Source organism: Comamonas sp. BIGb0124 (assembly GCF_003752175.1).
Taxonomy (GTDB): domain Bacteria; phylum Pseudomonadota; class Gammaproteobacteria; order Burkholderiales; family Burkholderiaceae_C; genus Comamonas_F.
Window position 1 is genome coordinate 219,344 of the sequence record NZ_RJVF01000011.1, and the last position, 25,678, is coordinate 245,021.

The window sequence follows — 25,678 nt, forward strand, 5'->3', positions numbered from 1 at the left end:
AAAAACCGGCAGCTCGCGCATTCCCTCCTGCAACGGCGACGCCCTCGTGCACGGGTGCGACGGTCTCTTGGGGGCCCGCGCCCCCCGGGTTTCAGCGCTTCTTCGCTGCCCCGCCTTGCTTGCGCCAGTAGTCGAACTCGTCCTCGTGCAACTCGATATCGAGTTCCTGCACCCGGGCCAGCAACCGCTCCTGGGCATCGGCCACCGCCTGGTTGTAGATGCTCGGACCGATCTCTTCGAGGAAAAACCCCAGCAATGCGCTGGCGGCGATGTTGCCCATGCGCTCGTCGAAGTTCTCCTCGACATAACGTTCGATCGAGGCGACGGCCTGTTGCCGCGCCGACTTGGACAGTTCGATGGTCAAGGCCACTCTCCTGGTGTTTCACGTGAAACGGCTGGCCGGCGCACAGCCCGAGTCCCCTGCACCTTGGGGAGGACTCGAACCCTCGCCATGCTCATTCCTCGCCGCGCAGTCTTTCGATCAGTGCATTCAACTCTTCCATCGAGCTGAAGGCGATGGCGATTTCGCCGATATCCATCATCTGCCCGTGGCGCTTGACCCGCTTCTTCACCCGGATGTCGACTTCGGCCGTCAGCAGATCGGCGAGTTCTTCTTCCACCCGCAGCACGTCGCGTGTCTTGCCGGCCTTGGCCTTGGGCGTGGACTTGCCGCCGTCTTCCTGGCCGATGCGCTTCACCAGATTCTCGGTTTCGCGCACCGACAGTTTTTTACCGATGATCTGATTGCCGGCCGTGATCTGCTGGGCCCGTGTGAGTGCCAACAGGGCCCGTGCATGGCCCATGTCGATATCGCCGGCCATCAGCATGGTCTGCACCGGTTCGGCCAGGTTCAGCAGCCGCAGCAGGTTGGAGGCTGCGCTGCGCGAGCGGCCGACGGCCTGCGCCGCCTGTTCGTGCGTGAGACCGAATTCCTTGACCAGGCGGTGGATGCCCTGAGCCTCTTCCAGCGGATTCAGATCCTCGCGCTGAATGTTCTCGATCAGCGCCATGGCCGCCGCAGCCTCGTCGGCCACTTCGCGAACCAAGACCGGGACGTCCTTCAGCCCCGCCAGGCGTGCCGCGCGGAAACGCCGTTCACCCGCGATGATCTCGTAGCGGCCGGCGTTGTCGCCCTGGGTCAGCTTGCGCACCAGGATCGGTTGCATGATGCCCTGGGCCTTGATGCTCTCGGCGAGCTCGTACAGCGCGCCCTCGTCCATGCGGGTGCGAGGCTGGTAGACCCCCGGGACCATCTGTTCCAGCGGCAACACGCTGGGGGCCCCCTCGACAGGCCCCGGCTTGCGGTCGGACTCCATGTCGGTGATCTTGGGGCCCAGCAGGGCTTCCAGCCCGCGGCCCAGGCCTTTTGGTTTTTTGGTCGTTGCCATGTCGAAAATCCTGTCCTTGCGTTTCACGTGAAACACCGCCATGCCTGAACGGCTACACGGCGTTTTTACCACCGACCCACCCCAGGGTGTCACAATCCCGAAAAAATGCGCCTGAAACCCGTCCAGGCCCCTTCCCGGGGCTGCCGGCAGACCCTGCAGAGGGAGCAGGGTTACCGCGGACCGCCTGGCGCGGCGTGGGGTCGTCGTCAATCGTTCATCAGTCGCGCCAGCCATTCGCGGCCTTGCGGCCAAGCGCCCACACCGCTTTCGGCGTTGATGTGGCCCAGCGCCCCGGCCAGTACCCACCTGGCCTGCCAGTCGGCGGCCATCTGCTGCGCCCGTTCGAGCGAGCAGTACGGATCGTCGCTGCTGCCGATCAGCAGGGCCCGCTCAGGCCCGAACGGCAGCGCCCGCCGCTCGATCGGAGACCAGCTGCGCAGCACGCCCTGCAGTTCGTCGCGTTCGGCGTCGCCGGGCGCGACCAGCAGCACCGCCTTGACCCGATGGACGTTCTGGCTGTGGGCGGCCCACGCCGCCACCAGCAGGCAACCCAGGCTGTGCGCCACCAGCACCGCCGGCTCGGTAGTGGCCAGCACCGCTTCCTCGAGTTGCGACATCCAGTCGCCGCGCAATGGGCGTTCCCAGTCGTGCTGCTCCACGCGGGTGTATCCCGATTCGGCCTGCCACAGGCTCTGCCAGTGGTCGGGACCGCTGTTGTACCAACCGGGCACGATCAAGACGTTATGGGCCTGCATGCGCGTATCCATTCATGGGCTGGGGTCTGGGGAAATCGTCTCGGCCAGCGGCCTCGATCGGCAACCGGACCCGTGCCGGCCCGGCTGCAGGGGGTTGCCATGCCGGCCTCAGAACTTCTGGATCCGGGCGATCATTTCCTGCGCGAACGCCACGAAGGCCTTGGCACCGCGGGACGACGGGTCGAAGATCACGCCCGGCAAGCCGTAGCTGGGCGCTTCGGCCAAGCGCACGTTGCGTGGAATCACGGTATTGAAAACCTTGTCGCCGAAGTGCGCCTGCAGCTGATCGCTCACCTGGTTCTGCAGCGTGATGCGCGGATCGAACATGATGCGCAGCAAACCGATCACCTGCAGTTGCCGGTTCAGATTGGCATGGACCTGTTTGATGGTGTTGACGAGGTCGGACAGTCCCTCGAGCGCGAAGTACTCGCACTGCATGGGCACGACCACGCCGTGGGCACTGCACAGTCCGTTCAGGGTCAGCATCGACAACGAGGGCGGGCAATCGATGAGCACAAAGTCGTAGTCGCCATCGACATCGGCCAGCGCCTGCTTCAAGCGGGTCTCGCGTTCCTCGAGAGCCACTAGTTCGACTTCGGCGCCCGACAATTCCCGATTGGCCCCCAGTACGTCGTACCCGCAGCGTTCGCTGGTCACCCGGGCTTCGGCGATGCCGACCGTGAGCAGCAGCACGTCGTAGACCGTGTGCGCCAGCGTGCGCTTGTCCACACCCGAGCCCATGGTCGCATTGCCCTGCGGATCGAGGTCGACCAGCAGCACGCGCTGGCCCAGCTTGGCCAGGCCGGCAGCCAGGTTGACCGCAGTCGTGGTCTTGCCCACGCCGCCCTTTTGATTGGCGATACAAAAAATCTTGGCCATTGTGTTCGTATTCCTACCGATAACCTATCGTCGTCACTGTCGTCATTCCCGGCCGCCGCCTGCGGCGCACCCCGGCTGAAAAGCATCCGTTACTGCAAAAGCCCGCCTCACTTGCCCAGCGCCAGCTTGATGCCGAACGCCAGCAGCAGACCCCCGGCCACGCGTTGAAGCCACTGGCCTATGCGCGGATTGGCCTTGAGCCGCGATGCCAGCACATGGGCCAGCAGCGTGGCCACCACGCCGTAGGCCAAGGCCAAAGCCGCCGCCGTTCCGGCCAGCGCAGCAAACGTCTTCCAGCCCTGATGGCGCGCGGGGTCCACGAACAGCGGAAAGAACGCCATGTAGAACACGATGGACTTGGGATTGAGCACCGTGATCAGCAGGGATTGCCGGAAATACTGCCCCGTCGGGATATCGATGAGCGCGACCGCACCGGGCCGGGCCCGCAGCATGCGCACACCCAACCAAGCCAGGTAAGCCGCGCCCAGCCACTGCGTGGCGGCAAAAGCAGCCGGATTCGCCTGAAGCAAGGCTGCGACGCCCGCCACCGCCAGCCAGATCAACACCTGATCGCCGGCGACGATTCCGACCGTGGCGGCCAGGCCGCCCGCGATGCCGCCTTTGCCGGTCGACGTGATGATGGCCAGATTACCCGGTCCGGGAATCAGCAGAAATGCAATCACGGCCACCACATAGGCGCCGTAGTCGGCGATGCCAAACATGCTTGTCGAGCCTTGCAGGGACGGGAATGAAAGCATGGAGTTTACGCCAGCAGCATGCCGCGACGATGACCTCAAGCCCAAACAAGATCCTCACGCTGTGGTGTATCGACCAAAAAAAGAGCCCCTCAAGGCTCTTTTTCGACAGGATACCGGCGCGTGGCGATCAGCTCCGAAGACGCATCCACAACAGGCAGCGATCGGCGTCCAGGCCGGGGACGTCGATCTGTTCCACGTGAAACACATCGATGTCCGAGGCCAATTGGGCCAGTTCCTGATCGGGGTGTTTGCCCTTCATGGCCAGCCAGACACCGGTTTCGGCCAGACAGCCCCGCGACCATTGGGTGAAATCCGCCAGCGAGGCGAAGGCACGCGACGTGACGAGGTCGTAGCGTTGCGTCAGCTTCTCGACCCGGGCGTGCACGCCCTTGAGGTTGGGCAACCGCAGCGTCACGGCGACTTGCTGGACAAACGCGGCTTTTTTGGCGACGGTGTCCACGCAGGACACGCGCAGTTGCGGAAAGCAGATCGCAATCACCACCCCCGGCAGACCGGCTCCCGCTCCCACGTCCAGCACGTCCAGCCCCTGCTGCTGTGCATCGGCCGTGTCGAGATGCCGCTGCAGCGCAGGCACCAAGGCAAGGCAATCCAGCAGGTGGTGCGTCAACATGTCCTGCGGATCGCGGACGGCCGTGAGGTTGTAGACCTGTGTCCATTTGCCGACCAGCGCCAGGTAATCCAGCAAGGCATTCACCTTCACGTCGTCGAGCGACAGCGACAGTTGCCTCAATCCGTTGCGCAGACCCGATTCGAGCGTCGAACGATCTCCTTGTACAACCGCCATCATGCCGCCTGCCCTTCCACGCCACCCTCGGTCGCGGTTGCGGCGACGGTCTTCGCTTCCTGCGCAAACGCCTTGAAGCCGCCTCGCTTCAGATGAATGAGGAGCAATGAAATCGCCGCCGGGGTCACACCGGAAATGCGGGAGGCCTGACCCAGCGTCTGCGGGCGATGCTTGAGCAGTTTCTGCCGCACCTCGAACGACAGCGCCGTCACCTTGCTGTAGTCCAGCTCGTCCGGCAAGGGCAGGTTCTCGAAATGCGCAGCCCGCTGCACCTCGTCCTTTTGCCGATCGATGTAGCCCGAATACTTGGCCGCGATCTCGATCTGTTCCACCACCACATCGCGCAAGTCGCCCAGCAAGGCCTCGGTCACGTCGGCACTGCGGTACTTGCCGCCATCGAGCGACATGAGGGCGGCATAACTCACATCGGGCCGCCGCAGCAGATCGCCGAGGTTGTACTCGCGTTCGATGGCCTTGCCCAGGACCCGGATCGACTCGTCTTCCGGCAGGCTGCGCGGGTTCACCCATGTCGACTTCAGGCGTTCTGTTTCACGTGAAACAGCATCGCGTTTGCGGTTGAAGGCATCCCAGCGGGCGTCGTCGACCAGCCCCATGCGACGACCGGCCTCGGTCAGGCGCATGTCGGCGTTGTCCTCGCGCAGCTGCAGCCGGAATTCGGCGCGGCTGGTGAACATGCGGTACGGCTCGGTCACGCCCTTGGTGATCAGGTCGTCCACCAGCACCCCCAGATAAGCCTCGTCCCGGCCCGGCAGCCAGGCCGCTTCGTCCCGGCACTGCAAGGCGGCGTTGATGCCTGCAAAGAGCCCCTGGGCGGCGGCCTCTTCGTAACCCGTCGTTCCATTGATCTGGCCGGCAAAGAACAGGCCGCCGATCGCCCGCGTCTCGAAGCTGCTCTTGAGTGCCCGGGGATCGAAATAATCGTATTCGATGGCGTAGCCTGGCCGCAGGATGTGGGCGTTCTCGAGTCCGGCCATCGAACGCACCAGCTCGTACTGCACATCGAAAGGCAGGCTGGTCGAGATGCCGTTGGGATAGAACTCGTGGGTGGTCAGGCCTTCCGGTTCCAGGAAGATCTGGTGACTCTCCTTGTCGGCAAACCGGTTGATCTTGTCTTCCACGCTGGGGCAGTAACGCGGCCCGATCCCGTCGATCTTGCCGGTGAACATCGGGCTGCGGTCGAAGCCCGAACGAATGATCTCGTGTGTCCGCGCATTGGTCTGCGTGACCCAGCAGGGCATCTGGCGCGGATGCATGTCGGCGCGGCCCATGAAGCTGAACACCGGCAGGGTCTCGGTGGCCCCGCCCGGCATGCCGTCGCCCGGCTGCTCGGCACACTTCGAGAAGTCGATGCTCCGGCCGTCGATGCGCGGCGGCGTGCCGGTCTTCAGGCGGCCCTGGGGCAGCTTGAGTTCCTTGAGCCGGGACGACAGCGTCACGGCGGGCGGATCGCCGGCCCGGCCACCCGAGTAGTTGTTCAGGCCGACATGGATCTTGCCGTCGAGGAAGGTGCCCGCAGTGAGCACCACCGTGCGGCTGCGGAACCGGATGCCGACCTGCGTGACCGCGCCCACGACCCGATCGCCTTCGACCATCAGATCGTCCACGGCCTGCTGGAACAGCCACAGATTGGGCTGGTTCTCGAGCATGCGGCGAATCGCAGCCTTGTAGAGCACCCGATCGGCCTGCGCCCGGGTGGCACGCACGGCAGGCCCCTTCGAGCCGTTGAGGATACGAAACTGGATGCCACCTTCATCGGTGGCCAGCGCCATGGCGCCTCCCAGGGCATCGACTTCCTTGACCAGATGGCCTTTGCCAATGCCGCCGATCGACGGGTTGCAACTCATCTGACCCAAGGTCTCGATGTTGTGCGTCAACAGCAAGGTCTTGCTGCCCATGCGGGCGGCCGCCAGCGCAGCCTCGGTACCGGCGTGGCCGCCACCGACCACGATCACATCAAAAATCTGGGGATAAAGCATAGGGGCACCTCTCATGCCACGGATCAAATCGTCGGGACCCGAACCAACATACAAACCATCGACCGGTCACGGCCATTCCGGCCATTTCAAACCGGTCGCAGACAGACACCGTGAACCGCCTCTTCCGTCGGGCCAAGCCGCACCGAAACGCGAAAGCCGATCCACAGACAGGCACGAACGCCGTGTGCTGCAGCATCGGGACTCATCCATCCGAAGCCGGCCGCAGCCAGGCGCTGGTGCCAACGGCTCTGCCGACCGCGACACCCGTGCGCCACTCTGCGCCACCACCGTGCCATCCACCGGCGACCGCGACCACAACCACAACCACAACCACAACCACAAACGCTCATCGACCCACTTGCCTCGTCGATCCACATCGACGATCCAAACGAGCCTCACGCACCTCGCACCTCGCACCTCGCACCTCGCGCGTCGAACCAACGAACGAACGAACGCTCACTGGAAATCGTCCGATCCGAACGGCGCACCACAGGCCAGCCGACGACCCGGTGGAAAACCCTCTATTTTACCGCCTGCCTTATTTTTAAGCTCGCTTTTATTCGGCCCCCGCCTTGGTCCCCGGCCGGGCACCGCGGCAAAACCACACCCGGATCGGTATCGGCTCAATCCCTGCGCAGCGTCAATCCCCCTTCGGGCAAGGGCAGCGCGGTCTTGTAGCGCACCTGCTTGAGTGCAAAACTCGACCGGATGCGCGAGACACCCGGCGTCTTGGTCAGGTGGTTCAGGATGAAACCTTCCAGCGCCTTGATGTCCGGGACCAGCACCCGCAGCAGGTAATCCGCGTCGCCCGTCATCAGGTAACACTCCATGACCTCGGGCCGCTCGGCGATGGTGGCCTCGAAATGCTGCAGCACGCCTTCGACCTGTTTCTCCAGACTGACGTGGATGAAGACGTTGACATGCAGGCCCAGCATGTCCGAATCGAGCAGCGTCACCTGCTGGCGGATCAAGCCCAGTTCTTCCATCGCCTTGACCCGGTTGAAACACGGCGTGGGCGACAGGTGCACCGCGCGCGCCAGCTCTGCATTCGTGACCGTTGCATCCTCCTGCAAGCGGTTCAGGATGCCGATGTCGATGCGATCCAGTTTCTTCATGGAAAGAAAATCCTTCAAATCGATATATAAGAGATTTTTTATCTTGTATGCACCACTAAAAGCAGAATAACAGAAGCAAAAACTCGGCACGTCTCTCTAGCATCAAGGGTTTTCCCCGCCCTTCTACGGACCTGCACGATGTCCAGTCACGCGCCGCATTCCACGCCTTCCCTCTCCCTGCCGACGGGCCTGCGCCTACGGGGCTGGCCGCTCTCGGCCCGCACCCGCGGCATGGCGCTGCTGCTGCTGGCCATCGTGATCTGGGGCTGCAACTGGCCGGTGATGAAGACCGGGCTGCAACATGTCAGCCCCATCTGGTTCTCGGCCCTGCGTTTTGCCACCGGCGGTCTGTGCCTGTTCGCCATCCAGTTGCTCACCGGCACCCTGCGCCTGCCCACCCGGCGCGATCTGCCCCTGCTGGCCAGCGTGGGGCTGTTGCAGATGATGGCGTTCACCGCGCTGGGCGCGATCGCCATGACCCAGATCCCGGCGGGCCGTTCGGCCGTGCTGGCGTACACCACGCCGCTGTGGGTGGCCCCCATCGCCGTGTTCCTGTTCGGCGAGCGCATTTCGCGCTGGCAAGGGGCCGGCCTGCTGCTCGGCGTGGCGGGACTCGCGGTGCTCTTCAATCCGCTGGCCATCGACTGGCAGGACAGCGCGCTGGTCCAGGCCAATCTCATGCTGATGGCCGCCTCGTTCCTGTGGGGCATGACGATCCTGCATCTGCGCTACCACCGGGGCGACTCGACGGCCTACCAACTCGCACCCTGGCAGATGCTGGTCGCCACCCTGCCCCTGCTGCTGCTTGCCCGCATGGTCGAAGGCCCCTACACCGGCGACGGCAGCATGGCCCTGTGGGAAACCGTGCTCTTCGTCGGCCCGCTGGCGACGGCCTTCTGTTTCTGTGCCGTCAACGCGGCCAGCATGGCGCTGTCGGCCACCCGCATGTCCACGGCGATGCTGGGCGTGCCGCTGATCGGGCTGCTGGCAGCCACGGCCTTTCTGGGCGAGACCTTGAGTGTTTCGCTGGTCGCCGGCGGGCTGTGCATCGTGGGCGGCATCCTCATCGTCAGCCTCAACAAGGCCCGTGCACCGGCCTCGGCCACGTCCAGCCCTGCGGACCGGATCGAATCGCCCGCAACGGCCGCAGAAGACCTGCAGCGCCTCCGCCAGCCCTGAACCCGTCGTGCGGTGCAGGCCCGGTTGCACCGGGCCTGCACGCCGCGCCAATCTCCCCTATGCTGTTGCCGCCGGGCAAAGGCCGAGCGGCCCCGGCCGGACGCACCGAACGGTCGGCACGTCCGAAACCCATCGCAGACCCAGCAGCAGCAACAAGGAGATATCAGTGAAGCTTTTCTACAGCCCCGGCGCGTGCTCGCTTTCGCCCCACATCGTGCTCGAGGAATCCGGCCTGCCCTACGAGGCCATCCTGGCCAGCACCAAAAGCCACAAGCTGCAGGACGGCACCGACTTCTACACCCTCAACCCGCTGGGTTATGTGCCGCTGCTCGAGCTCGACAGCGGCGAACGGCTGCGCGAAGGTCCGGCCATCGTGCAATACGTGGCCGACCAGGTCCCCGACAAGCGCCTGGCCCCGCCGGCCGGCACGCTCGAGCGCTACCGCCTGCAGGAATGGCTGACCTTCATCGGCACCGAACTGCACAAAAGCTACAGCCCGCTGTTCAAGCCCAGCACGCCCGAGGAATACAAGCCCATCGCGCGCGAACACCTCGACAAGCGCTACGCGTGGGTCGACGAACAGCTGGCCGGCAAGACCTATCTCCTGGGCGAGACCTTCACGGCGGCCGATGCCTACCTCTTCACGGTCACGGGCTGGGCCAAGTTCACCGGCCTGGATCTGTCGGGCTACGAACACCTGCAGGCCTTCCAGGCACGCGTCGCGGCCCGTCCGGCCGTGCAGGCGGCCCTCAAGGCCGAAGGCCTGCTCAAGTAACCGTCGCGGCGGGGTCCCAGGCCGTCGCCAGACCCTGCCCCCGTGCCCCCTGCGGCACCGCGTTCAGCGGCGTCTGCGCGGCACGCCGGCGGGTTCCTGCACCAGGTGGGCCGCAATCGTGTTCTTGATGGGCGCAAAACGGTCGGCCAGACTCAGCACGGCCTGTCGCACCCAACGCACCGGGGGGGCATCCTGCGTGTACAGCGAGGCGACGAAGTTGGTGCCCTGATACAGCGGCCACGCGGTTCGTTTATGGGTCCGGTCGTACCGGCTCAGAACCTGCGGCGCGCCGATGTCGACCCCTTGCCGCCGGGCCTCGACCACGGCCTGCAGCAGCACGTTCTGCCCTTGCAGGCCCAGGTTGAACCCATGGGCCGTCACCGGATGCATGCCCACGGCAGCATCGCCCACCATCGCACAGCGCAGGCCGGCAAAGCTGTCGGCGTACACCCCCACCAGCGGATAGGTGTGGCGCGAACCCTGGCTGACCGGGTCTTCGCGATCCACGGTCATGCGCCCCAGGCGATGCTCGAAACGCCGCGACATCGCTTCGGAGAACGCGTCGTCGTCGAGCTGCATGACGTCCTGCATCTCGTCGCCCGACAGCGTCAGCACCACCGAGGAACGATGCACGACATCGGAGCCGGACACACGGCTGTTGAGCGGCAGCAAGGCCAGGGTCTGGCCATAACCGAACCACTCCCAGGCCGCATGGCGGTGCGTCTGCTCGTGGGTCATGCGGCAGACCAGCATGGTCTTGCCGAAGTCGCGCATCTGCGCGCCGATGCCCAGCAGGCGGCGGGTTTGCGAAAAACGGCTGTCGGCCGCGACCAGCAAGGGCGCATGCACCTCGGTGCCGGCCTGCGTGCCGTTGAGTTGCAGGCGGGCCGACCGGCCATCCCGCTGCACCGCCTCCACACCGCAACCGTCGAGCAACGTCACGTTCGAAGCCAAAGCCTTGTCGCCCAGCGCAGCCTGGTAGGCCGCACGCCGGATCAGATAGTTGGGCACCAGGAAACCCAGCTCCTCGCGCTGGCGCGACTGCGCGGAAATCGTCATGGCGGCACCGCCGGCCGAACCGTTCAACACCAGCGCATCGCGCAGCGGAGAGCAGTCGGCGGCATTGAAATGCGACCACAGGCCCAGCTCGCGCAGGATTGCGCAGGAGGCCTGGGTCAGCGCGATCTCGCGGCCATCGAAAGCCGCCTCGGCCAGCGCGGCACGCGGCTGCTTTTCCACCAGGATCACGGACAGGCCCGCCAGCGCCAGTCCACGGGCCAGGCACAAGCCGACCGGACCGGCCCCGACGATGGCCACGTCGGCCTGCAGCGTACGGGGCGCAGCCAGGGGCGAGGCCGCATCGGGCGGCGCGGCAAAAGGGGCTTGAGCGGATGTGTTTTCCATAGCCCTGTAGTTTATGGCCGACTGCACTGCAGACGGGTGCTGCCGCCTGCGCAGGATTGACCCGTGTCAAAGTCGGAAAACCGGCACTGCGCCAGGATGTCCCCATGCCCTGCAGGCTTTTGCCTGCCGGTTTAAGGTCAGTCCATGCATCGGTCCTACCGACGATGCCCCCACCCCACAGGACTTCTCAGATGACCACACTCTTCGATCCGCTGGCCCTGCCCGGCCTGACGCTCGCCAACCGCGTCGTCATGGCGCCCCTGACGCGCAACCGCTCGCCCCAGGCCATTCCCGGCCCCGTGACCGCCACGTACTACGCGCAACGCGCCAGCGCCGGTCTGATCGTCACGGAAGCCACGGCCATCTCCCATCAGGGTCAAGGCTATGCCGACGTACCCGGCCTGTACGCACCCGAACAGCTCGACGGCTGGCAGGCCGTGACCGACGCCGTGCATGCCGAAGGCGGCAAGATCGTCACGCAGCTGTGGCATGTGGGCCGGATCTCGCACAATCAGTTGCAGCCCGACGGACAGGCGCCTGTCGCGCCCTCCGCGATCCAGGCCAAAGGCAAGACCTACCTCATCGACGCCGACGGCAAGGGCCATTTCGCCCCCACCTCGCTGCCCCGCGCGCTGGCGCTCGACGAATTGCCGGGCATCGTGGGCGACTACCGCCGCGCCGCGCGGGCAGCGGTCGACCACGGCTTCGACGGCGTCGAGATCCATGCCGCCAACGGTTACCTGATCGACCAGTTCCTGCGTTCGGGCTCCAACCATCGCACCGATGCCTATGGCGGAAGCATCGAGAATCGCGCCCGTTTCCTGTTCGAAGTGGTGCAGGCCATTGCAGACGAGATCGGAGCCGAGCGCACCGGCATCCGGCTGTCGCCGGTCACGCCGGCCAACGACGCCAGCGACCCCGATGCACAGCCGCTGTTCGAGCACGTGATCCGGGGACTGGCGCGGTATCCGCTGGCCTATGTGCACACCATCGTCGGCGCCACCGGCGGTCCGCGCGATCATCAGCAAGGTGACCAGCCGTTCGACTACGCCGCCTACAAACAGGCCTACCGCCAGGCCGGCGGACAGGCCGCCTGGATGCTCAACAACGGCTACGACCGGGCGCTGGCCGAACAGGCCGTGGCCAGCGGCGAAGCCGATCTGGTCGCTTTCGGCAAAGCCTTCATCAGCAATCCCGACCTCGTCGAGCGCCTGCGGCAGGATGCGCCACTCAATGCCTGGGACGCATCCACCTTCTACGGCGGCGGCGAGCACGGCTACACCGACTATCCCACGCTGGCCCAGCAGGCCGGATGACCCCAGAGGCACGGAGGACGGCCTGTGGGCAACCCGGTGGAAAACCGTTGAAGAACCGGGAATAAGTCCGGATTACCTGTGGGCAATCTGTGCATGAATCCCTGTGCGCGTCCCGCTCCTCAGGGTTTCCAGCGTCTCAGCAACAAGGCGTTGGCCATCACGCTCACGCTCGACAGGGCCATCGCCGCCCCCGCCACCACGGGGCTGAGGTAGCCCAGCATGGCCAGGGGAATACCGGCCACGTTGTAAGCGAAGGCCCAGAACAGGTTCTGCCGGATCTTGGCCACCGTGCGGTGAGAGATATCGAGCGCCGCGCCCACCAGCGCGAGATCGCCCCGCATCAGCGTCACGCCCGCCGCCTGCATGGCCACGTCCGTCCCGTTGCTCATGGCCATGCCGACATCGGCAGCCGCCAGGGCCGGTGCATCGTTGATGCCGTCGCCCACCATGGCCACCACATGGCCTGCCTGGCGCCAGGCAGCGACCCGCGCGGCCTTGTCGGCGGGCAGCACCTCGCCCTCGACTTCACCCGCGGCCGGATCCAGACCCAGCCGGCGTGCCATGGCTTCGGCCGCGCCCCGGTTGTCGCCGGAGACCATGACGATGCGCAGTCCGCGGGCCTTCAGCGCCGCCAGGGCCTGCGCGGCGCCCGGCTTGGGCTCGTCGCCAAAAGCCATCGCCAGAAGGCCCTTGACCTCGCCGTCGACACGTTCGGCCATCATCGACACCGTGCAGCCCTGTGACTGCCAGGCCTGCGCCTGGGCCTGCCACGGGCCGGCCGGCAGACCCAGTTCGTCCATCCAGCGCAGGCTGCCCAGCAGCAGCGTGCGCCCCTCCACCACGCCTTCGGTGCCGCGCCCGGCCACGGCACGGACCTGTTCGGGCTGAATGGACGGCAGGCCCTGCGCTTGCGCATGCGCCACCACGGCCCGGGCCAGCGGATGCTCGCTGCCGCCTTGCAACGCGGCCGCCAGCACCAGCAGGCCGGCCACCTCGTCCGTGCCCCCCGCGAGACCGGCTCCGGAAACATGCATCAGCCGGGGCCGGCCCACCGTGAGCGTGCCCGTCTTGTCGAACAGCACCGTGTCCACTCGCCGGGCCAGTTCCAGCGCCTGTGCGTCCTGGATCAGGATGCCGTGGCGGGCCGCCACCCCCATGCCCGCCATCAGCGCCGCCGGCGTCGCAAGGCCCAGCGCGCACGGGCAGGCGATCACCAGCACGGCCACCGCGTGCATCACGGCGATTTCCATCGCCGCGCCCGTCCACCACCAGCCCACCCCCGTGGCCAGCGCCACCAGCAGCACCACGGGCACGAACACCTCCGAGACCCGATCGACCAGACGCTGGATGGGCGCCTTGGCCGCCTGGGCATCTTCGACCAGCCGAATGATGCGGGCCAGCACCGTCTCGGTGCCCACTGCGGTCACGTCCAGCACGATGCGGCCGTCGCCGTTGATGGATCCCCCGGACAGCGCCGATCCAGGCGACTTGGCCACCGGCAGCGATTCGCCGGTCAGCATCGACTCGTCGACCTGTGTCTCTCCCTGCTTCACCACGCCGTCGAGCGGGATGCGTTCACCGGGACGCACCACCAGGGCATCGCCCACCAGGATCTCGGCGATCGGCACCTCCACCTCCCCTTCGTCGCCGAGCAGGCGAGCGGTCGCGGGCCGCAGGGCATGCAGCGCCCGGATCGCCGCAGTGGCCTGCCGTTTCGCCCGTGCCTCGAGCCACTTGCCCAGCAACACCAGCGTGATGACCACGGCCGACGCTTCGAAATACAGATGCGGCATGTCGCCCGCCGATCCGGTCAGCCACAGCCAGACCGAAAGCCCCCAGCCCGCCGAGGTACCCACCGCGACCAGGACATCCATGTTGCCCGCGCCCGCCCGCACGGCACGCCAGCCCGCGGCATAGAAGCGCGCACCCAGCACGAACTGCACCGGCGTCGCCAGCAGGAACTGCAGCCACGCAGGCAGCATGAACGGCAGGCCCAGCCAGCCCGTCACCATCGGCAGTACCAGCGGGAACGAAAGCGCCAATCCCACCGCCACCGGCGCAAAACCGGCCCAGGCGGAGACAGGTCCGGCCTCGGCGGCCTGCTCGGCCGGCCTGGCCTCGTAACCGGCATCCCGCACGGCCCGGCTCAGCACCGCTTCCCATGAACCGGCGGCTGGCGCCTGGCCGGCGCCGTAAGACACCCGTGCCGACTCCGTCGCCAGATTGACCGAGGCATCCTGCACCCCCGGCACCTTGCGCAAGGCGCGCTCGACCCGGCCGACGCACGAGGCGCACGTCATGCCGCCGATCACCAGGTCAAGGCTGTGGACAAGTTCGGCATCGGCGGGCGAGGACCGCGCTTTCGACGCTGTCGGATTCTGTGGAAAAACTGTTTGATTCATGATCGCGTTCCAACATGCGTGAGGTTCGACCATCCGTCCAGCACGGATCGACCCCAAGGGAATCAAGCCTAAACCTTGCCATCATGGCAAAGTCAAGCCTGTTATCCAAAAAACAATGCCGTGAAAAAGCCATGCAGATCAAGCCTCTTCCTTGCTTCGGCAGCGACAGGGGCATTCGGATGGGCGATGTTCCACGTCATCTGCGGCGACAGCCTTGACCTTCCCACCATTGGAAGGTTCATACTGACCAACTCCCGGGACAAGTCCCGAACAAGCTGTGGGCAATCCATTTGACTTGTACACAGCTTGTTATCAACAACCCGAACCCGAAAGGCAACGCCATGACACAGATTCTCGAAGTACGCGGCATGACATGCGGTCATTGCGAACGCGCCGTGACCCGGGCCGTGCGTGCGGTCGATCCGCAGGCCGAGGTCAGGATCGACCGCACAGCGCATCGTGTGGAGATCGCCAACACCCAGGCCGATCCGCTCGCCCTGGCCGCAGCCATCCGCGCGGAAGGCTACGAGGTCGCCGAGTGACCACCGGTGCGCTCGGCGGAAGCCCGGTCCACATCGGCGCCGCCGCAGCGGCGTCGGGTGTCTCGGCCAAGATGATCCGGCATTACGAAAGCCTGGGACTGCTGAGCCCGGTTCAACGCACCGACAGCGGTTACCGGGTCTACAACCACAACGACGTCCACAACCTGCGTTTCATCAAACGCGCCCGCGACCTCGGTTTTTCGATGGCCGAGATCGCGGACCTGCTCGCGCTCTGGCATGACCAGGGCCGTCCCAGTACCTTGGTCAAGGCCATCGCCGCCCGCCATGTGCAGCAATTGAGCGAGCGCATCACGGCACTGCAGGACATGAAGAACACGCTGCAGCACCTGGTGTCCTGCTGCCATGGCGATGCCCGACCCGAATGTCCCATCCTCGACACACTCGCCGGCAATCCGGAAACCGCTTCGTAAGTCACTGATTCAACGAACAAAAAAACGGTTGTTCACAGCTCGAGAAGAACAATCTGTGCATAACCGGGGCATCGCCCTGCCCGCTCGCCGAGCCGGGCAGCCCCCGTCGATCCCGCCGGCTCCTCGCCCGATGCAGGCTCTGCATCGGGCTTTTTTGCGTTTCAGCGACCCAAAAACACTGAAAAAACACGGAATCCACGTCGAATCGAGCCATCAAAGCCGTCGATCAACAAGTCTGTGGATAAAAACAATGACAAGTTCGACTTATCCACACAAAAGTGGATAAGTCGCGATTTGTTCATTTTTGCGCGACAGCGGAACACACCGGCGGCCACAGCTTTTCACGACCGGCAAGCTGTTGAAAAAAAACAGCAAACCAGACTTATCCACAGGATCGCGCCGACTCTACTATTACTACTAACTTAAATTAGTGCATTTAAGGGATAAGTCCAAAACACGTCGCCGCGCCCTCCCCCGCACCGGCAGTCCTTCCGGCGCAGCGACTGCCGGCAAAACACAGCCGCAGGCGCGGCACTTTTTGCACGAGCCGCGCTCTAGCCCATACACGCGTTTGTTGTCCCGAGCGAAAAACGAGCAGATCTGCGTGTATTTGTTGAGAAAACCGGCTTGTCGCTTGCCCATCGCGACTCGGTTTTCGTGACTGCGTCGTTAAAATCGCTCCCTTTTGCTGGAAAAGTCCATTTCGTGCCTGCCCGTCTTGCCGTTCTTCCCCAATACCTGCTGCCCAAAAAGACATTGACTGCATTGGCCGGTGCCTTTGCCAGAGCTGAAGCAGGGGCGTTGACCACAGGCGTGATCCGCTGGTTCGTCAAGCGCTACGGTGTGGACATGCAGGAAGCCGCTTTCGCCGACATCCGCGACTACCGGACCTTCAACGACTTTTTCACGCGCGAACTCAAGGCGGGTTCACGCGAAATGGCGCATTCCGACTTCATTTGCCCGGTCGACGGCGCCATCAGCCAGTTCGGCGCCATCGATCGCGACACGATCTACCAGGCCAAGGGCCACAGCTACACCACCACGGCTTTGCTGGGTGGGGATAAAAGCAGCGCGATGCGCTACGAAAACGGCTGGTTCGCGACGCTGTACCTCAGCCCGCGCGACTACCACCGCATCCACATGCCCTGCGACGGCAAGCTCGAGTCGATGACGTATGTGCCGGGGGCTCTGTTTTCGGTCAATCCGACGACGGCACGGGGTGTACCGGGTCTCTTTGCCCGCAACGAGCGGGTGGTCTGCGAGTTTTCCACAGCCTATGGGCCGATCGCCCTGGTCCTGGTCGGCGCCACCATCGTCGGCAGCATGGCCACGGTCTGGCATGGCGTGGTGAATCCACCGCGCGGCCGCAAGGTCAGGCGCTGGACTTACGAAACGCACGGTGCGCCCATCGTCTTGCGCAAGGGCGAGGAAATGGGCCGCTTCATGCTCGGCTCCACCGTCGTGCTGCTGATGCCGCGTCCCGAAGGCTTCGGCATGAACTTCAATCCCAGCTGGGCGCCCGAGGGGGCGGTTCGTCTGGGCCATCCCATGGCCAGCTACCAGCCCGTCCCCGAAGAGCCGCCAGAGCCCTCTGCGGCCCCTGCACCGGGCCCGGCGGAGCCGTCGCTCGATGCCGCCGGCGCGGTGGACACGGCCCCCGCGGCCCCATCCGAAGGCCATCCTCCGCTGCCACCGGCTTCCCCGGCCCCTTGACCGGTCTCTTCGAAGCGGCAGGCCGAGCCAGATTCCGGATCGGTTAGACCGGCCGTCGCCGGCCGATCGGTTCGTGAAGCCGTCCAGCGGCCAGGTCGCGCGGCGACCGCACCCGCCGCTGAATTCGGCTCGGGATAAACCTGTGGATAAGATCCGGCCGATCTCGGGTTTGCATCTTGTACCGGGTTCACGTGCGCATCGCCAAACGACGCGCTGTCAAGGCCGTCCTGTGCCGCAATGGCCGCAGACGTCGCAGGTTATCCCCTAGTAGGCCCCTTTGGATCAGGGATAACCCTGTCACATCTGTCCACAGAATGAGTGTTCAGGCCCGAAGACTGGCTGTCCGAGCCCTCAACGCACGGAAAGTCACCCAAAAAACCGCCAAAAACTGGACAAGCTGTGGAAAACTTGTTTTTTCAGATCTTCTGGAACACAGTCATTAGTGTTAATTTGAGAATTTTCTTCATATGAATCAACAAGATGCAGAATTCATCCGAAAACTCGCATCGTGTTGCAAAGCACAAAAAACAGCGCCACGAAATTACGCATCTTTCGACGGAAAGACGGGCAAGAACGGCTTCGACGAGGCCCGCAAGCCGCTCATCCGTGCATTTCGATGGAGCTTATGAAGATTTCTCCACAAAACTATCCACAAAAACTGCATAGTTGTTGTGCATCGCCCGGACACCGTCTTGCAGCCGCTTTGCGCTGAAAAAGTCCGGTCTCTTCCTGTGTCCGCCACCAGCCTGCCGTGGACAATACGGCGCATGAGCACGCGCAAGAGTTATCCACAATTCAGGCAGAGCACCCCGGCCAGACGCCGTCCGGCGGGCCACGATTCATCAGGGGGGCCATCCGGCCCGGTCGCGCCGGCGGTGCGCCCATCCGCCGAGTCCCCGCGCCTGGTGATGCTCAACAAACCCTTCGACGTGTTGTGCCAGTTCACGAGCCAGGACGACCGTCGGACACTCAAGGACTACGTCGATCAGCCCGGCCTGTACCCTGCGGGCCGCCTGGACCGCGACAGCGAAGGCCTGCTGCTGCTCACCAACCATGGACCGTGGCAGGCGCGCATCGCCGACCCCCGGCACAAGATGCCCAAGACGTATTGGGTTCAAGTCGAAAACGAAGCGATCGAGCGTCAACTCGCGCAATTGCGCCAAGGCGTCGACCTGGTGGATGGCCGCACGGCCCCTGCCGAGGTCGACAGGCTGGCCGAACCCCTGCTCTGGGCACGCCATCCCCCGGTGCGTTTCCGCAAAAGCGTGCCGACCAGCTGGCTCCAGATCACGATATGCGAAGGCCGCAACCGCCAGGTGCGACGCATGACGGCCGCCGTCGGCCTGCCCACCTTGCGACTGGTCCGCGTGGCGATCGGGCCATGGACGCTCGCCGATCTGCAGCCCGGCTCTTGGCGCGAGCTCGACGGATTCTGAGGACGCGCAGCGGGCAGTTCCCCGTTTCGCCGCGCGTGGGCATGCGTGCAGCGCCTTTGCGCAGCCGATCGTGAGCAGGCCGGTTCAATCCCGCAAACTGCTCTCTTTTTTCTATACCTAGAACAATATTTTACGCCGCCTGTGAGCAATCAAAGGCTGGAATAATCGCATCTATGCACAAGCCTGTGGATAGATCGGCTGGAAAAACAGAGATATCCACAGAACTTCCTCGAGCCCTGCATTTATCCCCTTTCGGCCGCCTGACTCGAGTGCACATCTGCACATCGTTTTTTCGACGGAAGCTGTTGATAAAAATAGGCTTTTTCAGAAAATCAGGCTTATCCACAAGCCTTACCTACTACTACTATCCTATTTAATAGACATACAAGGAAAGAGAGGATAACTCGAAGCGCAGCGGAACGGCAGCCGGGATCCCGACCGCATGGCCTGCATTTCAGACGATTCGCGGTGCACCGTTCACCGCTTCTTTGCACAGACATCGTGCCTTTTCGGGATGGACGCATCGGCATTGGCATGCCATGCCCAAAATCGTGCACAGACTGCATGCAATAATGCGTACAAAGCAGGCATGGATTGTGCGTAATGCCCGGCATGTCCTTATCCAGCCCATCCCAGCCGCCTGCCGCGACCCCCGGACTTGGCGCCTCCGCCGTGGCATCGGCCGTTCTCCACAGCCCTTACGCCATTGAACTGATTGCGTTGAGCAAACGCTACAGTTCAGGCAACGTCGCTGTGGACAACATCGACTTGAAAATACGAAGCGGCAGTTACTGCTGCCTGCTGGGCCCTTCGGGCTGCGGCAAAAGCACGACCTTGCGCATGATTGCCGGCCATGAGTCGGCCAGCAGTGGGGACATCCTGCTCGACAACCGCAACATCACCGATCTGGCGGCTGCCGACCGGGGCACCGCCATGATGTTCCAGAGCTTTGCGCTTTTTCCACATCTTTCGGCTCTGGACAACGTGGCCTTCAGCCTGAAGATGAAGGGTGTGGACAAGTCCACGCGGCATGCACGGGCTCGGGACCTGCTCGAACGGGTGGCCATGGGTCACCTGGTGGACCGCAAGCCCGCCGAGCTCTCGGGCGGTCAGCAGCAACGGGTCGCACTGGCGCGGGCCCTGATCACCCAGCCCAAGGTTCTGCTGCTCGACGAGCCTCTTTCGGCTCTCGATCCTTTCCTGCGTGTCCAGATGCGTGCGGAACTGCGGCGCTGGCAGAAGGAGCTGGGCCTGACCTTCATCCACGTCACCCATTCGCAGGAAGAAGCCATGGCGCTGGCCGACACCATGGTGGTCATGAACCAGGGGCTGATCGAACAGGTCGGTCCCCCCCACGAGGTCTACAACAAGCCCGCCAGCGAGTTCGTGGCGCGGTTCATGGGGGGTCACAACGTGTTGCATCGCCACGAGGGCCTGCCGCAGCCGGCACGGGTCGCTGTGCGCAACGACCACCTCGAGGTCCGGCCCCTGCCGCCGGGGCTCCACCTCGAGCCGGCGGGCCAACCCGACTTATCCACAGTCTTGCCGGCCCGGGTGACCGACGTGGAGTACCAGGGCACGTATGTCCTGCTCGGACTGCAGGCACTCGACAACCCGGCTTTCCGCCCGGCTGCGCTGTCTGCCGTGCTCCACGAATCCGTTTTCCTGGCCCGACCTTTCGAGATCGGCGAATCGGTCCTGGTGAGCTGGAAAACGGCCCAGGCCCACGCGCTGGCCGCCTGATTCAACAGCAAATTCACACCCTGTGCACAGCTTGCCCCCAGTCCGTCGAGGACACGGCATGAACCAGGGTCTTTTTCCGGCCTGACGGTTTCAGGTTCATCACCCTTCGAGGAGCGTTCGACATGTCCCACCGACCCTTTCCGACAGATCCGTCTGCCGTCGCCGGCGCCTCGCTGCCGCTGCAGCGCCGATCCCTGCTCAAGGGCACTGCCGGCGTACTGGCTGCAGGCCTGTTCCCGGCCGTGCACGCGCAGGAGAAGGTGGTGTTGCGTTACCTCGGAACCGCAGTCAATCAGGACAAGGCCATTGCCGAGAAGTTCGAAGCCGATACCGGCATCAAGCTGCAATACGTGGCCGTGACCACCGACGACGTCACCAAGCGGGCCGTCACGGCCCCCAACAGCTTCGACCTCATCGACACCGAGTACTTCTCGCTGCGCAACATCGTGCCCACCGGCAACCTCAAGGGCATCGATGCCAACCGCGTGAAGAACGCCGGCAAGATCACCTCGCTGTTCACCACCGGCATGGTCGGCGGCAAGGCCGTGGGCGACCAGGGCACCGCGCCCAAGAAAGTGATCTACCTCGAAGGCGAGAAAAGCAAGACGTTCGCCAAATCGCCGACGCAGTGGATGTCGCTGATCCCGACCACCTACAACGCCGATACGCTGGGCATCCGGCCCGATCTGATCAAGCGCCCGATCGCCTCGTGGGCCGAACTGCTCAACCCCGAATTCAAGGGCAAGGCCGCCATCCTCAACATCCCGTCGATCGGCATCATGGATGCCGCCATGGTGGTCGAGGCCCAGGGCCTGCACACCTACGCGGACAAGGGCAACATGACCCGGGCCGAGATCGACCTGACCATCAAGACGCTGATCGAAGCCAAGCGGGCCGGACAGTTCCGGGCCCTGTGGAAAGATTTCAACGAGTCGGTCAACCTCATGGCTTCGGGCGAAGTGGTGATCCAGTCGATGTGGAGCCCTGCCGTGACGGCCGTGCGCAGCAAGAACATCGACTGTGTGTTCCAGCCCCTCAAGGAGGGCTATCGCGCCTGGGCTTCGGGTTTTGGCCTGCCCACGTCGCTGACCGGCAAAAAGCTCGATGCGGCCTACGAGTTCATCAACTGGTTTCTCGACGGCTGGGCGGGTGCGTACCTCAACCGCCAGGGCTACTACAGCGCCGTGCTGGAAACCGCCCGCACGCAGATGGAAGCCTATGAATGGGCCTACTGGATGGAAGGCAAACCCGCTGCCCAGGACATCAAGAGCCCGCAAGGCGTGGTGATCGCAAAGGCCGGCAGCGTGCGCGACGGCGGCAGCTACGAACAGCGCATGGGCGGCATCGCCTGCTGGAACTCGGTGATGGACGAGAACAACTACATGGTCCAGAAATGGAACCAGTTCGTGGCGGCCTGAGCGGCCACGCGAACACCTAAAGACCCCAGGCCGAAGGCTGCGCACGATGGATGCCGTGGAATCCGCCGGTGGCGCCTTCGATTTTGCCGACCGGCCCGGGCCCGAGGCGCAAACGGCGTACATCGCCAAAGGTGATTCAACGATGGCATCCCATCGCACGCAAGCCGCATCGGAACGACCCGGGCGGGGCCTGGCTGCCTGGTGGCAGGCGCTGCCCCTGAGCGCGGTTTTTATCGTGTTTTTCGTGATTCCTCTGGCCCTGGTGCTCATGGTGAGCTTCTGGCACTACGACCAGTACCAGTTGATACCCGGTTTCACGTTTGAAAACTATTTGTCTGTTTTCGAGGGTTGCGGAAATACAGGGGATTGGTGCGTCACGCTGAGAACGTATGCGTCGACGGTCAAGTTCAGTTTTCTGGTTTGGCTGATAACGTTGGTTGTAGGATTTTCAGTCGCGTACTTCCTGGCTTTCCATGTTCGTTCGGTCGGCATGCAGACGCTGCTTTTTGTTCTGTGCACGGTTCCGTTCTGGACATCCAATGTGATCCGGATGATCTCCTGGGTTCCCCTGCTCGGGCGCAACGGGCTGGTCAATCAGGGGTTGCAGGCCGTCGGCGTGGTCGACGAGCCCGTGGAGTGGCTTCTGTTCTCGGATTTTTCCGTGGTTCTGGCGTTTGTCCATCTCTACACGATGTTCATGATCGTCCCCATCTTCAACAGCATGATGCGCATCGACCGGGGCCTGCTCGAGGCCGCCAGCGATCTGGGTGCATCGGGCTGGAAGACGCTGTGGAACGTGATCGTTCCGCTTTCGCGGACCGGCATCATCATCGGTTCGATCTTTGTGGTCACCATCGTGATGGGCGACTTCGTGACCATCGGTGTCATGGGGGGACAGCAGATCGCTTCGGTGGGCAAGATCATCCAGGTCCAGACCTCTTATCTGCAGTTTCCCCTGGCCGCGGCCAATGCGGTGATTCTGCTGGCGGTGGTTCTTCTCATCATCTGGTCGCTGACACGGCTGGTCGACATACGCAAGGAGTTGTGATGGCGGGACATGCGACAGGCCACAAAACCGGCCACGATCGACGTTCACCGGGATTCTGGTTGCTGGCCGGTTTCTTTTCGCTGTTCGTTCTGTTCATGTACGGGCCGATGCTGGTGATCTTTACCCTGAGTTTTCAGGGGCCCGAGGGCGGATTGACCTTTCCGATGCGGGGTTTCTCGCTGCATTGGTACCAGGAGCTGGCCAAGGGGCTGGGCGTGGTGGACATCGCCGCCGCGCTGCGCCGATCGCTCACGCTGGGCATTGCGGTGATGCTGGCGACAGTGCTGCTGTCAGTGCTGGCCGGCCTGGCCTTTCGCAAGCGGCTGGTGGGCGCAAGCGTGCTGTTCTTTGTGGTCGTCGCCAGCCTCATCATGCCGTCCATCATCGTGTCGCTGGGCATCGGGCTCGAGTTCCGGCTGCTCGACGGCATCATCCAATGGGGTCTGGGCAGGCTCGGAGCGGAAGAAACGCTGGCCAACTACGGTACGGCGATGGGGCTCTACACATCCGCCCTGGGGGCCCATCTCACCTGGACCCTCCCCTTCGGACTTCTCATCATGTTTGCGGTGTTCAACCGCTTCAATCCAGCCTACGAAGAGGCCGCACGCGATCTGGGTGCGACGCCCTGGCAGGGCTTCCGGCATGTGGTTCTGCCGCTGATCGCGCCTTCGGTGATCGGTGTCGGCATGTTTGGCTTCACATTGTCTTGGGACGAGATCGCACGGACCTCGCAAGCCATCGGCGATGTGAACACGCTGCCGCTCGAACTGCAGGGGCTGACCAGTACGGTCACCACGCCTTCCATCTATGCACTGGGGACGGTCACCACCCTGGTTTCTTTCCTGGTGATGGCGCTCACGCTGCTGCTGGTGCTGATCCTCAAGCGCCGCTCTGCCAGACGGACGCCGGCTTGAGACGGACTGGAGACTGTGCAGCCCCTGCCCTGCCCTACCCGTTGCCGAACGGATCTTTCGGGTTTTTCACTGAACTGCATGCGATTCCCATGACCTGGCTTGTCATCAATCCCAACACGTCGGTCGATGTGACGGATCGGCTGGTTGCCCGCATCCGCCGCGTCGCGCATGGCAATGTCGAACTGCGTGCGGAAACCGCGCGCTTCGGCGCACCCTATATCGCCAGCGAATCCAGCTATGCGGTGGCCGGCCATGCCGTTCTCGATGCCTGGCAGAACCAAGGCCGCATTCACGAGTCGCTTGCGGTAGACCCATATGAAGACGGACTTGTGCCTGCAGGAACGCCGTTGAAAGGCATTCTGGTCGGTTGTTTCGGCGACCCGGGATGTGCGGCACTTCAGGAAATATCGGGCATTCCGGTGGCCGGGCTTGCCGAAGCTTCTTTCGAGGAATCCTGTGTTTTCGGACATTTTGTCATCGTGACGGGCGGCGTGCTTTGGAAACCCATGCTGAAGAAGCTGGCCGCTTCACTGGGCTACGGAAAGCGTTTGCTCGACGTGCATGTGCTGGATCAGACCGGCGACGAACTGGCCGCCCATCCGCTTCAGGCCAGCGACCGGCTGCGGCAGGCTTGCGTCGAAGCGATCGCTGCCACCGGGGCCGATGCGGTGATTCTGGGCGGCGCCGGTCTGACCGGACTGGCCGATGCGTGGTCGTCTTCGTTGCGTGTTCCGGTGATCGACAGCGTGGACGCCGGTGTTCGCATGCTGGCGCAACGCATCGTGCGTTTCGAGGCCGAGGGCGGTGTGCCCTCCCCTTTGGCTCCGCATCCGAAACTTCTGGCCTGGCCCGAGGGGCGATCGCATGCCTGACGTCACGGCATACGGACCGGGCTCGGCAGAGCCGTCGTTCGAGGCAGAGACGCTGCCGTTACGTGCCGTGAGCGACGACGAGATCTACAGGCGATTCGTCGATGCCTTGCTCGATCACCGGCTGGCACCCGGCACCAAATTGATCGAGGATCAACTGGCGCAGGCATTCGGTGTTTCGCGGACCCGTATCCGGCCGGTCCTGGCACGGTTGGCAGGCGAGCAACTCGTGACGTTGACGCCCAATCGCGGCGCCCGTGTGGCAAGGCCGGATGCCGCCGAGGCTCGCGAGGTTTTCGAGGCCCGCCGCCTGATCGAGTCCCGCCTGCTGGAGCTGTTCATGGAGAAATCGCCAACGCGCTGCCTGGCGGATCTGACGGCCTGCATCGATGCAGAAGAAGCGGCACGCGAACGTGGCGACCGGCAATCGGCCATCCGGCTGTCGGGTGATTTCCATTTGTCGATCGCCCGTGCGACCGGGCACGAAACCCTGGCGCGCATCCTGTCGGCGCTGGTGTCGCGAACCTCTCTGGTGCTGATGGCGTGGGGCCCTCCGCAACACGTTCCGGCCGCGGGCTGCGGCTGCCATGCCCACCGCGCCTTGCTGGATGCGATGCGGCTTGGGGCGCGTGCACAGGCCTTGAATCTCATGCGGGAGCACCTTGACGAGATCGAGGGCTCCCTGCATTTCTGCGATGTTTCCGAGAAGCCCGTTCGCCTGCGGGAGCTCTTTCGGCCGCGCTGACGAGCCTTGAAAATCCCCTGCAGCCGGCAAAAAATGATAGTCCTGC

23 protein-coding genes and 1 pseudogene are annotated in these 25,678 nt (G+C 64.1%); 14 read left to right on the forward strand and 10 right to left on the reverse strand.

Features of this window, described 5'->3' with window-relative positions:
- Window positions 1–91 precede the first annotated feature (91 nt).
- The 8 genes from EC845_RS13580 to EC845_RS13615 form a co-directional block, all read right to left on the reverse strand.
- Complete coding sequence (locus EC845_RS13580) at window positions 92–364, reverse strand: DUF2164 domain-containing protein (protein ID WP_123298642.1); 273 nt, start codon at window positions 362–364, stop codon at window positions 92–94.
- Between the two features lie 91 nt (window positions 365–455).
- On the reverse strand, window positions 456–1,388 hold the full coding sequence (locus tag EC845_RS13585; protein ID WP_123298841.1) for a ParB/RepB/Spo0J family partition protein: 933 nt from the start codon (window positions 1,386–1,388) through the stop codon (window positions 456–458).
- Window positions 1,389–1,594: 206 nt separating this feature from the next.
- Window positions 1,595–2,143 (reverse strand): alpha/beta hydrolase, encoded by a 549-nt coding sequence (locus tag EC845_RS13590; RefSeq protein WP_123298643.1) that lies wholly within the window; start codon window positions 2,141–2,143, stop codon window positions 1,595–1,597.
- Between the two features lie 108 nt (window positions 2,144–2,251).
- Complete coding sequence (locus EC845_RS13595) at window positions 2,252–3,022, reverse strand: ParA family protein (protein ID WP_123298644.1); 771 nt, start codon at window positions 3,020–3,022, stop codon at window positions 2,252–2,254.
- 107 nt (window positions 3,023–3,129) lie between these two features.
- On the reverse strand, window positions 3,130–3,744 hold the full coding sequence (locus EC845_RS13600) for a LysE family transporter (RefSeq protein ID WP_123298645.1): 615 nt from the start codon (window positions 3,742–3,744) through the stop codon (window positions 3,130–3,132).
- 163 nt (window positions 3,745–3,907) lie between these two features.
- Window positions 3,908–4,585, reverse strand: coding sequence for a 16S rRNA (guanine(527)-N(7))-methyltransferase RsmG (rsmG, locus tag EC845_RS13605; RefSeq protein ID WP_123298842.1), 678 nt, complete (start codon window positions 4,583–4,585; stop codon window positions 3,908–3,910).
- The gene (gene mnmG, locus EC845_RS13610; RefSeq protein ID WP_123298646.1) at window positions 4,585–6,582 is read right to left on the reverse strand and encodes a tRNA uridine-5-carboxymethylaminomethyl(34) synthesis enzyme MnmG; all 1,998 of its coding nucleotides are present in this window, start codon (window positions 6,580–6,582) and stop codon (window positions 4,585–4,587) included. The genes rsmG and mnmG overlap by 1 nt, the downstream gene beginning before the upstream one ends.
- Window positions 6,583–7,205: 623 nt before the next feature.
- Window positions 7,206–7,697: an Lrp/AsnC family transcriptional regulator gene (locus tag EC845_RS13615; RefSeq protein ID WP_123298647.1), complete on the reverse strand. Its 492-nt coding sequence runs from the start codon at window positions 7,695–7,697 to the stop codon at window positions 7,206–7,208.
- A gap of 138 nt (window positions 7,698–7,835) precedes the next feature.
- Between EC845_RS13615 and EC845_RS13620 the strand changes: the two genes are divergently transcribed.
- Complete coding sequence (locus EC845_RS13620) at window positions 7,836–8,876, forward strand: DMT family transporter (protein ID WP_123298648.1); 1,041 nt, start codon at window positions 7,836–7,838, stop codon at window positions 8,874–8,876.
- Window positions 8,877–9,042: 166 nt separating this feature from the next.
- On the forward strand, window positions 9,043–9,651 hold the full coding sequence (gene gstA, locus EC845_RS13625) for a glutathione transferase GstA (protein ID WP_123298649.1): 609 nt from the start codon (window positions 9,043–9,045) through the stop codon (window positions 9,649–9,651).
- Window positions 9,652–9,714: 63 nt separating this feature from the next.
- Here the strand turns inward: gstA and ubiM are convergent, their stop codons facing one another.
- Window positions 9,715–11,055 (reverse strand): 5-demethoxyubiquinol-8 5-hydroxylase UbiM, encoded by a 1,341-nt coding sequence (gene ubiM, locus EC845_RS13630; RefSeq protein ID WP_123298650.1) that lies wholly within the window; start codon window positions 11,053–11,055, stop codon window positions 9,715–9,717.
- A gap of 191 nt (window positions 11,056–11,246) precedes the next feature.
- On the opposite strand from ubiM, the gene EC845_RS13635 reads away from it, so the two are divergent.
- A complete protein-coding gene (locus tag EC845_RS13635; protein WP_123298651.1) occupies window positions 11,247–12,371 on the forward strand; it encodes an alkene reductase in 1,125 nt (374 codons plus the stop codon).
- 119 nt (window positions 12,372–12,490) lie between these two features.
- On the opposite strand, the gene EC845_RS13640 is transcribed toward EC845_RS13635, so the two are convergent.
- Entirely contained in the window at window positions 12,491–14,773 is a 2,283-nt protein-coding gene (locus tag EC845_RS13640; RefSeq protein WP_370451313.1) for a heavy metal translocating P-type ATPase, read from the reverse strand.
- A 341-nt stretch (window positions 14,774–15,114) separates the two neighbouring features.
- On the opposite strand from EC845_RS13640, the gene EC845_RS13645 reads away from it, so the two are divergent.
- From EC845_RS13645 to EC845_RS13690, 11 genes and pseudogenes are all read left to right on the forward strand, one after another.
- A complete protein-coding gene (locus tag EC845_RS13645) occupies window positions 15,115–15,315 on the forward strand; it encodes a heavy-metal-associated domain-containing protein (RefSeq protein ID WP_123298652.1) in 201 nt (66 codons plus the stop codon).
- The gene (cueR, locus tag EC845_RS13650; protein ID WP_255416908.1) at window positions 15,312–15,746 is read left to right on the forward strand and encodes a Cu(I)-responsive transcriptional regulator; all 435 of its coding nucleotides are present in this window, start codon (window positions 15,312–15,314) and stop codon (window positions 15,744–15,746) included. The genes EC845_RS13645 and cueR overlap by 4 nt, the downstream gene beginning before the upstream one ends.
- Window positions 15,747–16,451: 705 nt before the next feature.
- Window positions 16,452–17,300: pseudogene (gene asd, locus EC845_RS13655) on the forward strand (archaetidylserine decarboxylase); the annotation flags it as partial.
- 626 nt (window positions 17,301–17,926) lie between these two features.
- Window positions 17,927–18,088 carry a hypothetical protein gene (locus tag EC845_RS22370; RefSeq protein ID WP_158615697.1) on the forward strand — a complete coding sequence of 54 codons (162 nt, stop codon included), beginning with the start codon at window positions 17,927–17,929 and terminating at the stop codon, window positions 18,086–18,088.
- A gap of 276 nt (window positions 18,089–18,364) precedes the next feature.
- A complete protein-coding gene (locus EC845_RS13660) occupies window positions 18,365–18,895 on the forward strand; it encodes a pseudouridine synthase (protein WP_370451323.1) in 531 nt (176 codons plus the stop codon).
- Between the two features lie 672 nt (window positions 18,896–19,567).
- The gene (locus EC845_RS13665; RefSeq protein WP_370451324.1) at window positions 19,568–20,638 is read left to right on the forward strand and encodes an ABC transporter ATP-binding protein; all 1,071 of its coding nucleotides are present in this window, start codon (window positions 19,568–19,570) and stop codon (window positions 20,636–20,638) included.
- Between the two features lie 122 nt (window positions 20,639–20,760).
- Window positions 20,761–22,056: a PotD/PotF family extracellular solute-binding protein gene (locus tag EC845_RS13670; protein WP_123298655.1), complete on the forward strand. Its 1,296-nt coding sequence runs from the start codon at window positions 20,761–20,763 to the stop codon at window positions 22,054–22,056.
- Between the two features lie 142 nt (window positions 22,057–22,198).
- A complete protein-coding gene (locus EC845_RS13675) occupies window positions 22,199–23,104 on the forward strand; it encodes an ABC transporter permease (protein WP_123298846.1) in 906 nt (301 codons plus the stop codon).
- Window positions 23,104–24,018, forward strand: coding sequence for an ABC transporter permease (locus tag EC845_RS13680; RefSeq protein WP_123298656.1), 915 nt, complete (start codon window positions 23,104–23,106; stop codon window positions 24,016–24,018). The genes EC845_RS13675 and EC845_RS13680 overlap by 1 nt, the downstream gene beginning before the upstream one ends.
- Before the next feature lie 89 nt (window positions 24,019–24,107).
- Window positions 24,108–24,890 carry an aspartate/glutamate racemase family protein gene (locus tag EC845_RS13685; RefSeq protein WP_123298657.1) on the forward strand — a complete coding sequence of 261 codons (783 nt, stop codon included), beginning with the start codon at window positions 24,108–24,110 and terminating at the stop codon, window positions 24,888–24,890.
- Window positions 24,883–25,632, forward strand: coding sequence for a GntR family transcriptional regulator (locus EC845_RS13690; protein WP_123298658.1), 750 nt, complete (start codon window positions 24,883–24,885; stop codon window positions 25,630–25,632). The genes EC845_RS13685 and EC845_RS13690 overlap by 8 nt, the downstream gene beginning before the upstream one ends.
- The last annotated feature ends 46 nt before the right edge of the window (window positions 25,633–25,678 follow it).

Excerpts from the sequence above, each read along its gene's own strand:
- EC845_RS13585 (WP_123298841.1), bottom strand. The coding sequence starts at position 1,388 with ATGGCAACGACCAAAAAACCAAAAGGCCTGGGCCGCGGGCTGGAAGCC.
- EC845_RS13590 (WP_123298643.1), bottom strand. The coding sequence starts at position 2,143 with ATGCAGGCCCATAACGTCTTGATCGTGCCCGGTTGGTACAACAGCGGT.
- EC845_RS13595 (WP_123298644.1), bottom strand. The coding sequence starts at position 3,022 with ATGGCCAAGATTTTTTGTATCGCCAATCAAAAGGGCGGCGTGGGCAAG.
- EC845_RS13600 (WP_123298645.1), bottom strand. The coding sequence starts at position 3,744 with ATGTTTGGCATCGCCGACTACGGCGCCTATGTGGTGGCCGTGATTGCA.
- rsmG (WP_123298842.1), bottom strand. The coding sequence starts at position 4,585 with ATGGCGGTTGTACAAGGAGATCGTTCGACGCTCGAATCGGGTCTGCGC.
- mnmG (WP_123298646.1), bottom strand. The coding sequence starts at position 6,582 with ATGCTTTATCCCCAGATTTTTGATGTGATCGTGGTCGGTGGCGGCCAC.
- EC845_RS13615 (WP_123298647.1), bottom strand. The coding sequence starts at position 7,697 with ATGAAGAAACTGGATCGCATCGACATCGGCATCCTGAACCGCTTGCAG.
- EC845_RS13620 (WP_123298648.1), top strand. The coding sequence starts at position 7,836 with ATGTCCAGTCACGCGCCGCATTCCACGCCTTCCCTCTCCCTGCCGACG.
- ubiM (WP_123298650.1), bottom strand. The coding sequence starts at position 11,055 with ATGGAAAACACATCCGCTCAAGCCCCTTTTGCCGCGCCGCCCGATGCG.
- EC845_RS13635 (WP_123298651.1), top strand. The coding sequence starts at position 11,247 with ATGACCACACTCTTCGATCCGCTGGCCCTGCCCGGCCTGACGCTCGCC.
- EC845_RS13640 (WP_370451313.1), bottom strand. The coding sequence starts at position 14,773 with ATGAATCAAACAGTTTTTCCACAGAATCCGACAGCGTCGAAAGCGCGG.
- EC845_RS13645 (WP_123298652.1), top strand. The coding sequence starts at position 15,115 with ATGACACAGATTCTCGAAGTACGCGGCATGACATGCGGTCATTGCGAA.
- EC845_RS22370 (WP_158615697.1), top strand. The coding sequence starts at position 17,927 with ATGAATCAACAAGATGCAGAATTCATCCGAAAACTCGCATCGTGTTGC.
- EC845_RS13670 (WP_123298655.1), top strand. The coding sequence starts at position 20,761 with ATGTCCCACCGACCCTTTCCGACAGATCCGTCTGCCGTCGCCGGCGCC.
- EC845_RS13675 (WP_123298846.1), top strand. The coding sequence starts at position 22,199 with ATGGCATCCCATCGCACGCAAGCCGCATCGGAACGACCCGGGCGGGGC.
- EC845_RS13680 (WP_123298656.1), top strand. The coding sequence starts at position 23,104 with ATGGCGGGACATGCGACAGGCCACAAAACCGGCCACGATCGACGTTCA.
- EC845_RS13685 (WP_123298657.1), top strand. The coding sequence starts at position 24,108 with ATGACCTGGCTTGTCATCAATCCCAACACGTCGGTCGATGTGACGGAT.
- EC845_RS13690 (WP_123298658.1), top strand. The coding sequence starts at position 24,883 with ATGCCTGACGTCACGGCATACGGACCGGGCTCGGCAGAGCCGTCGTTC.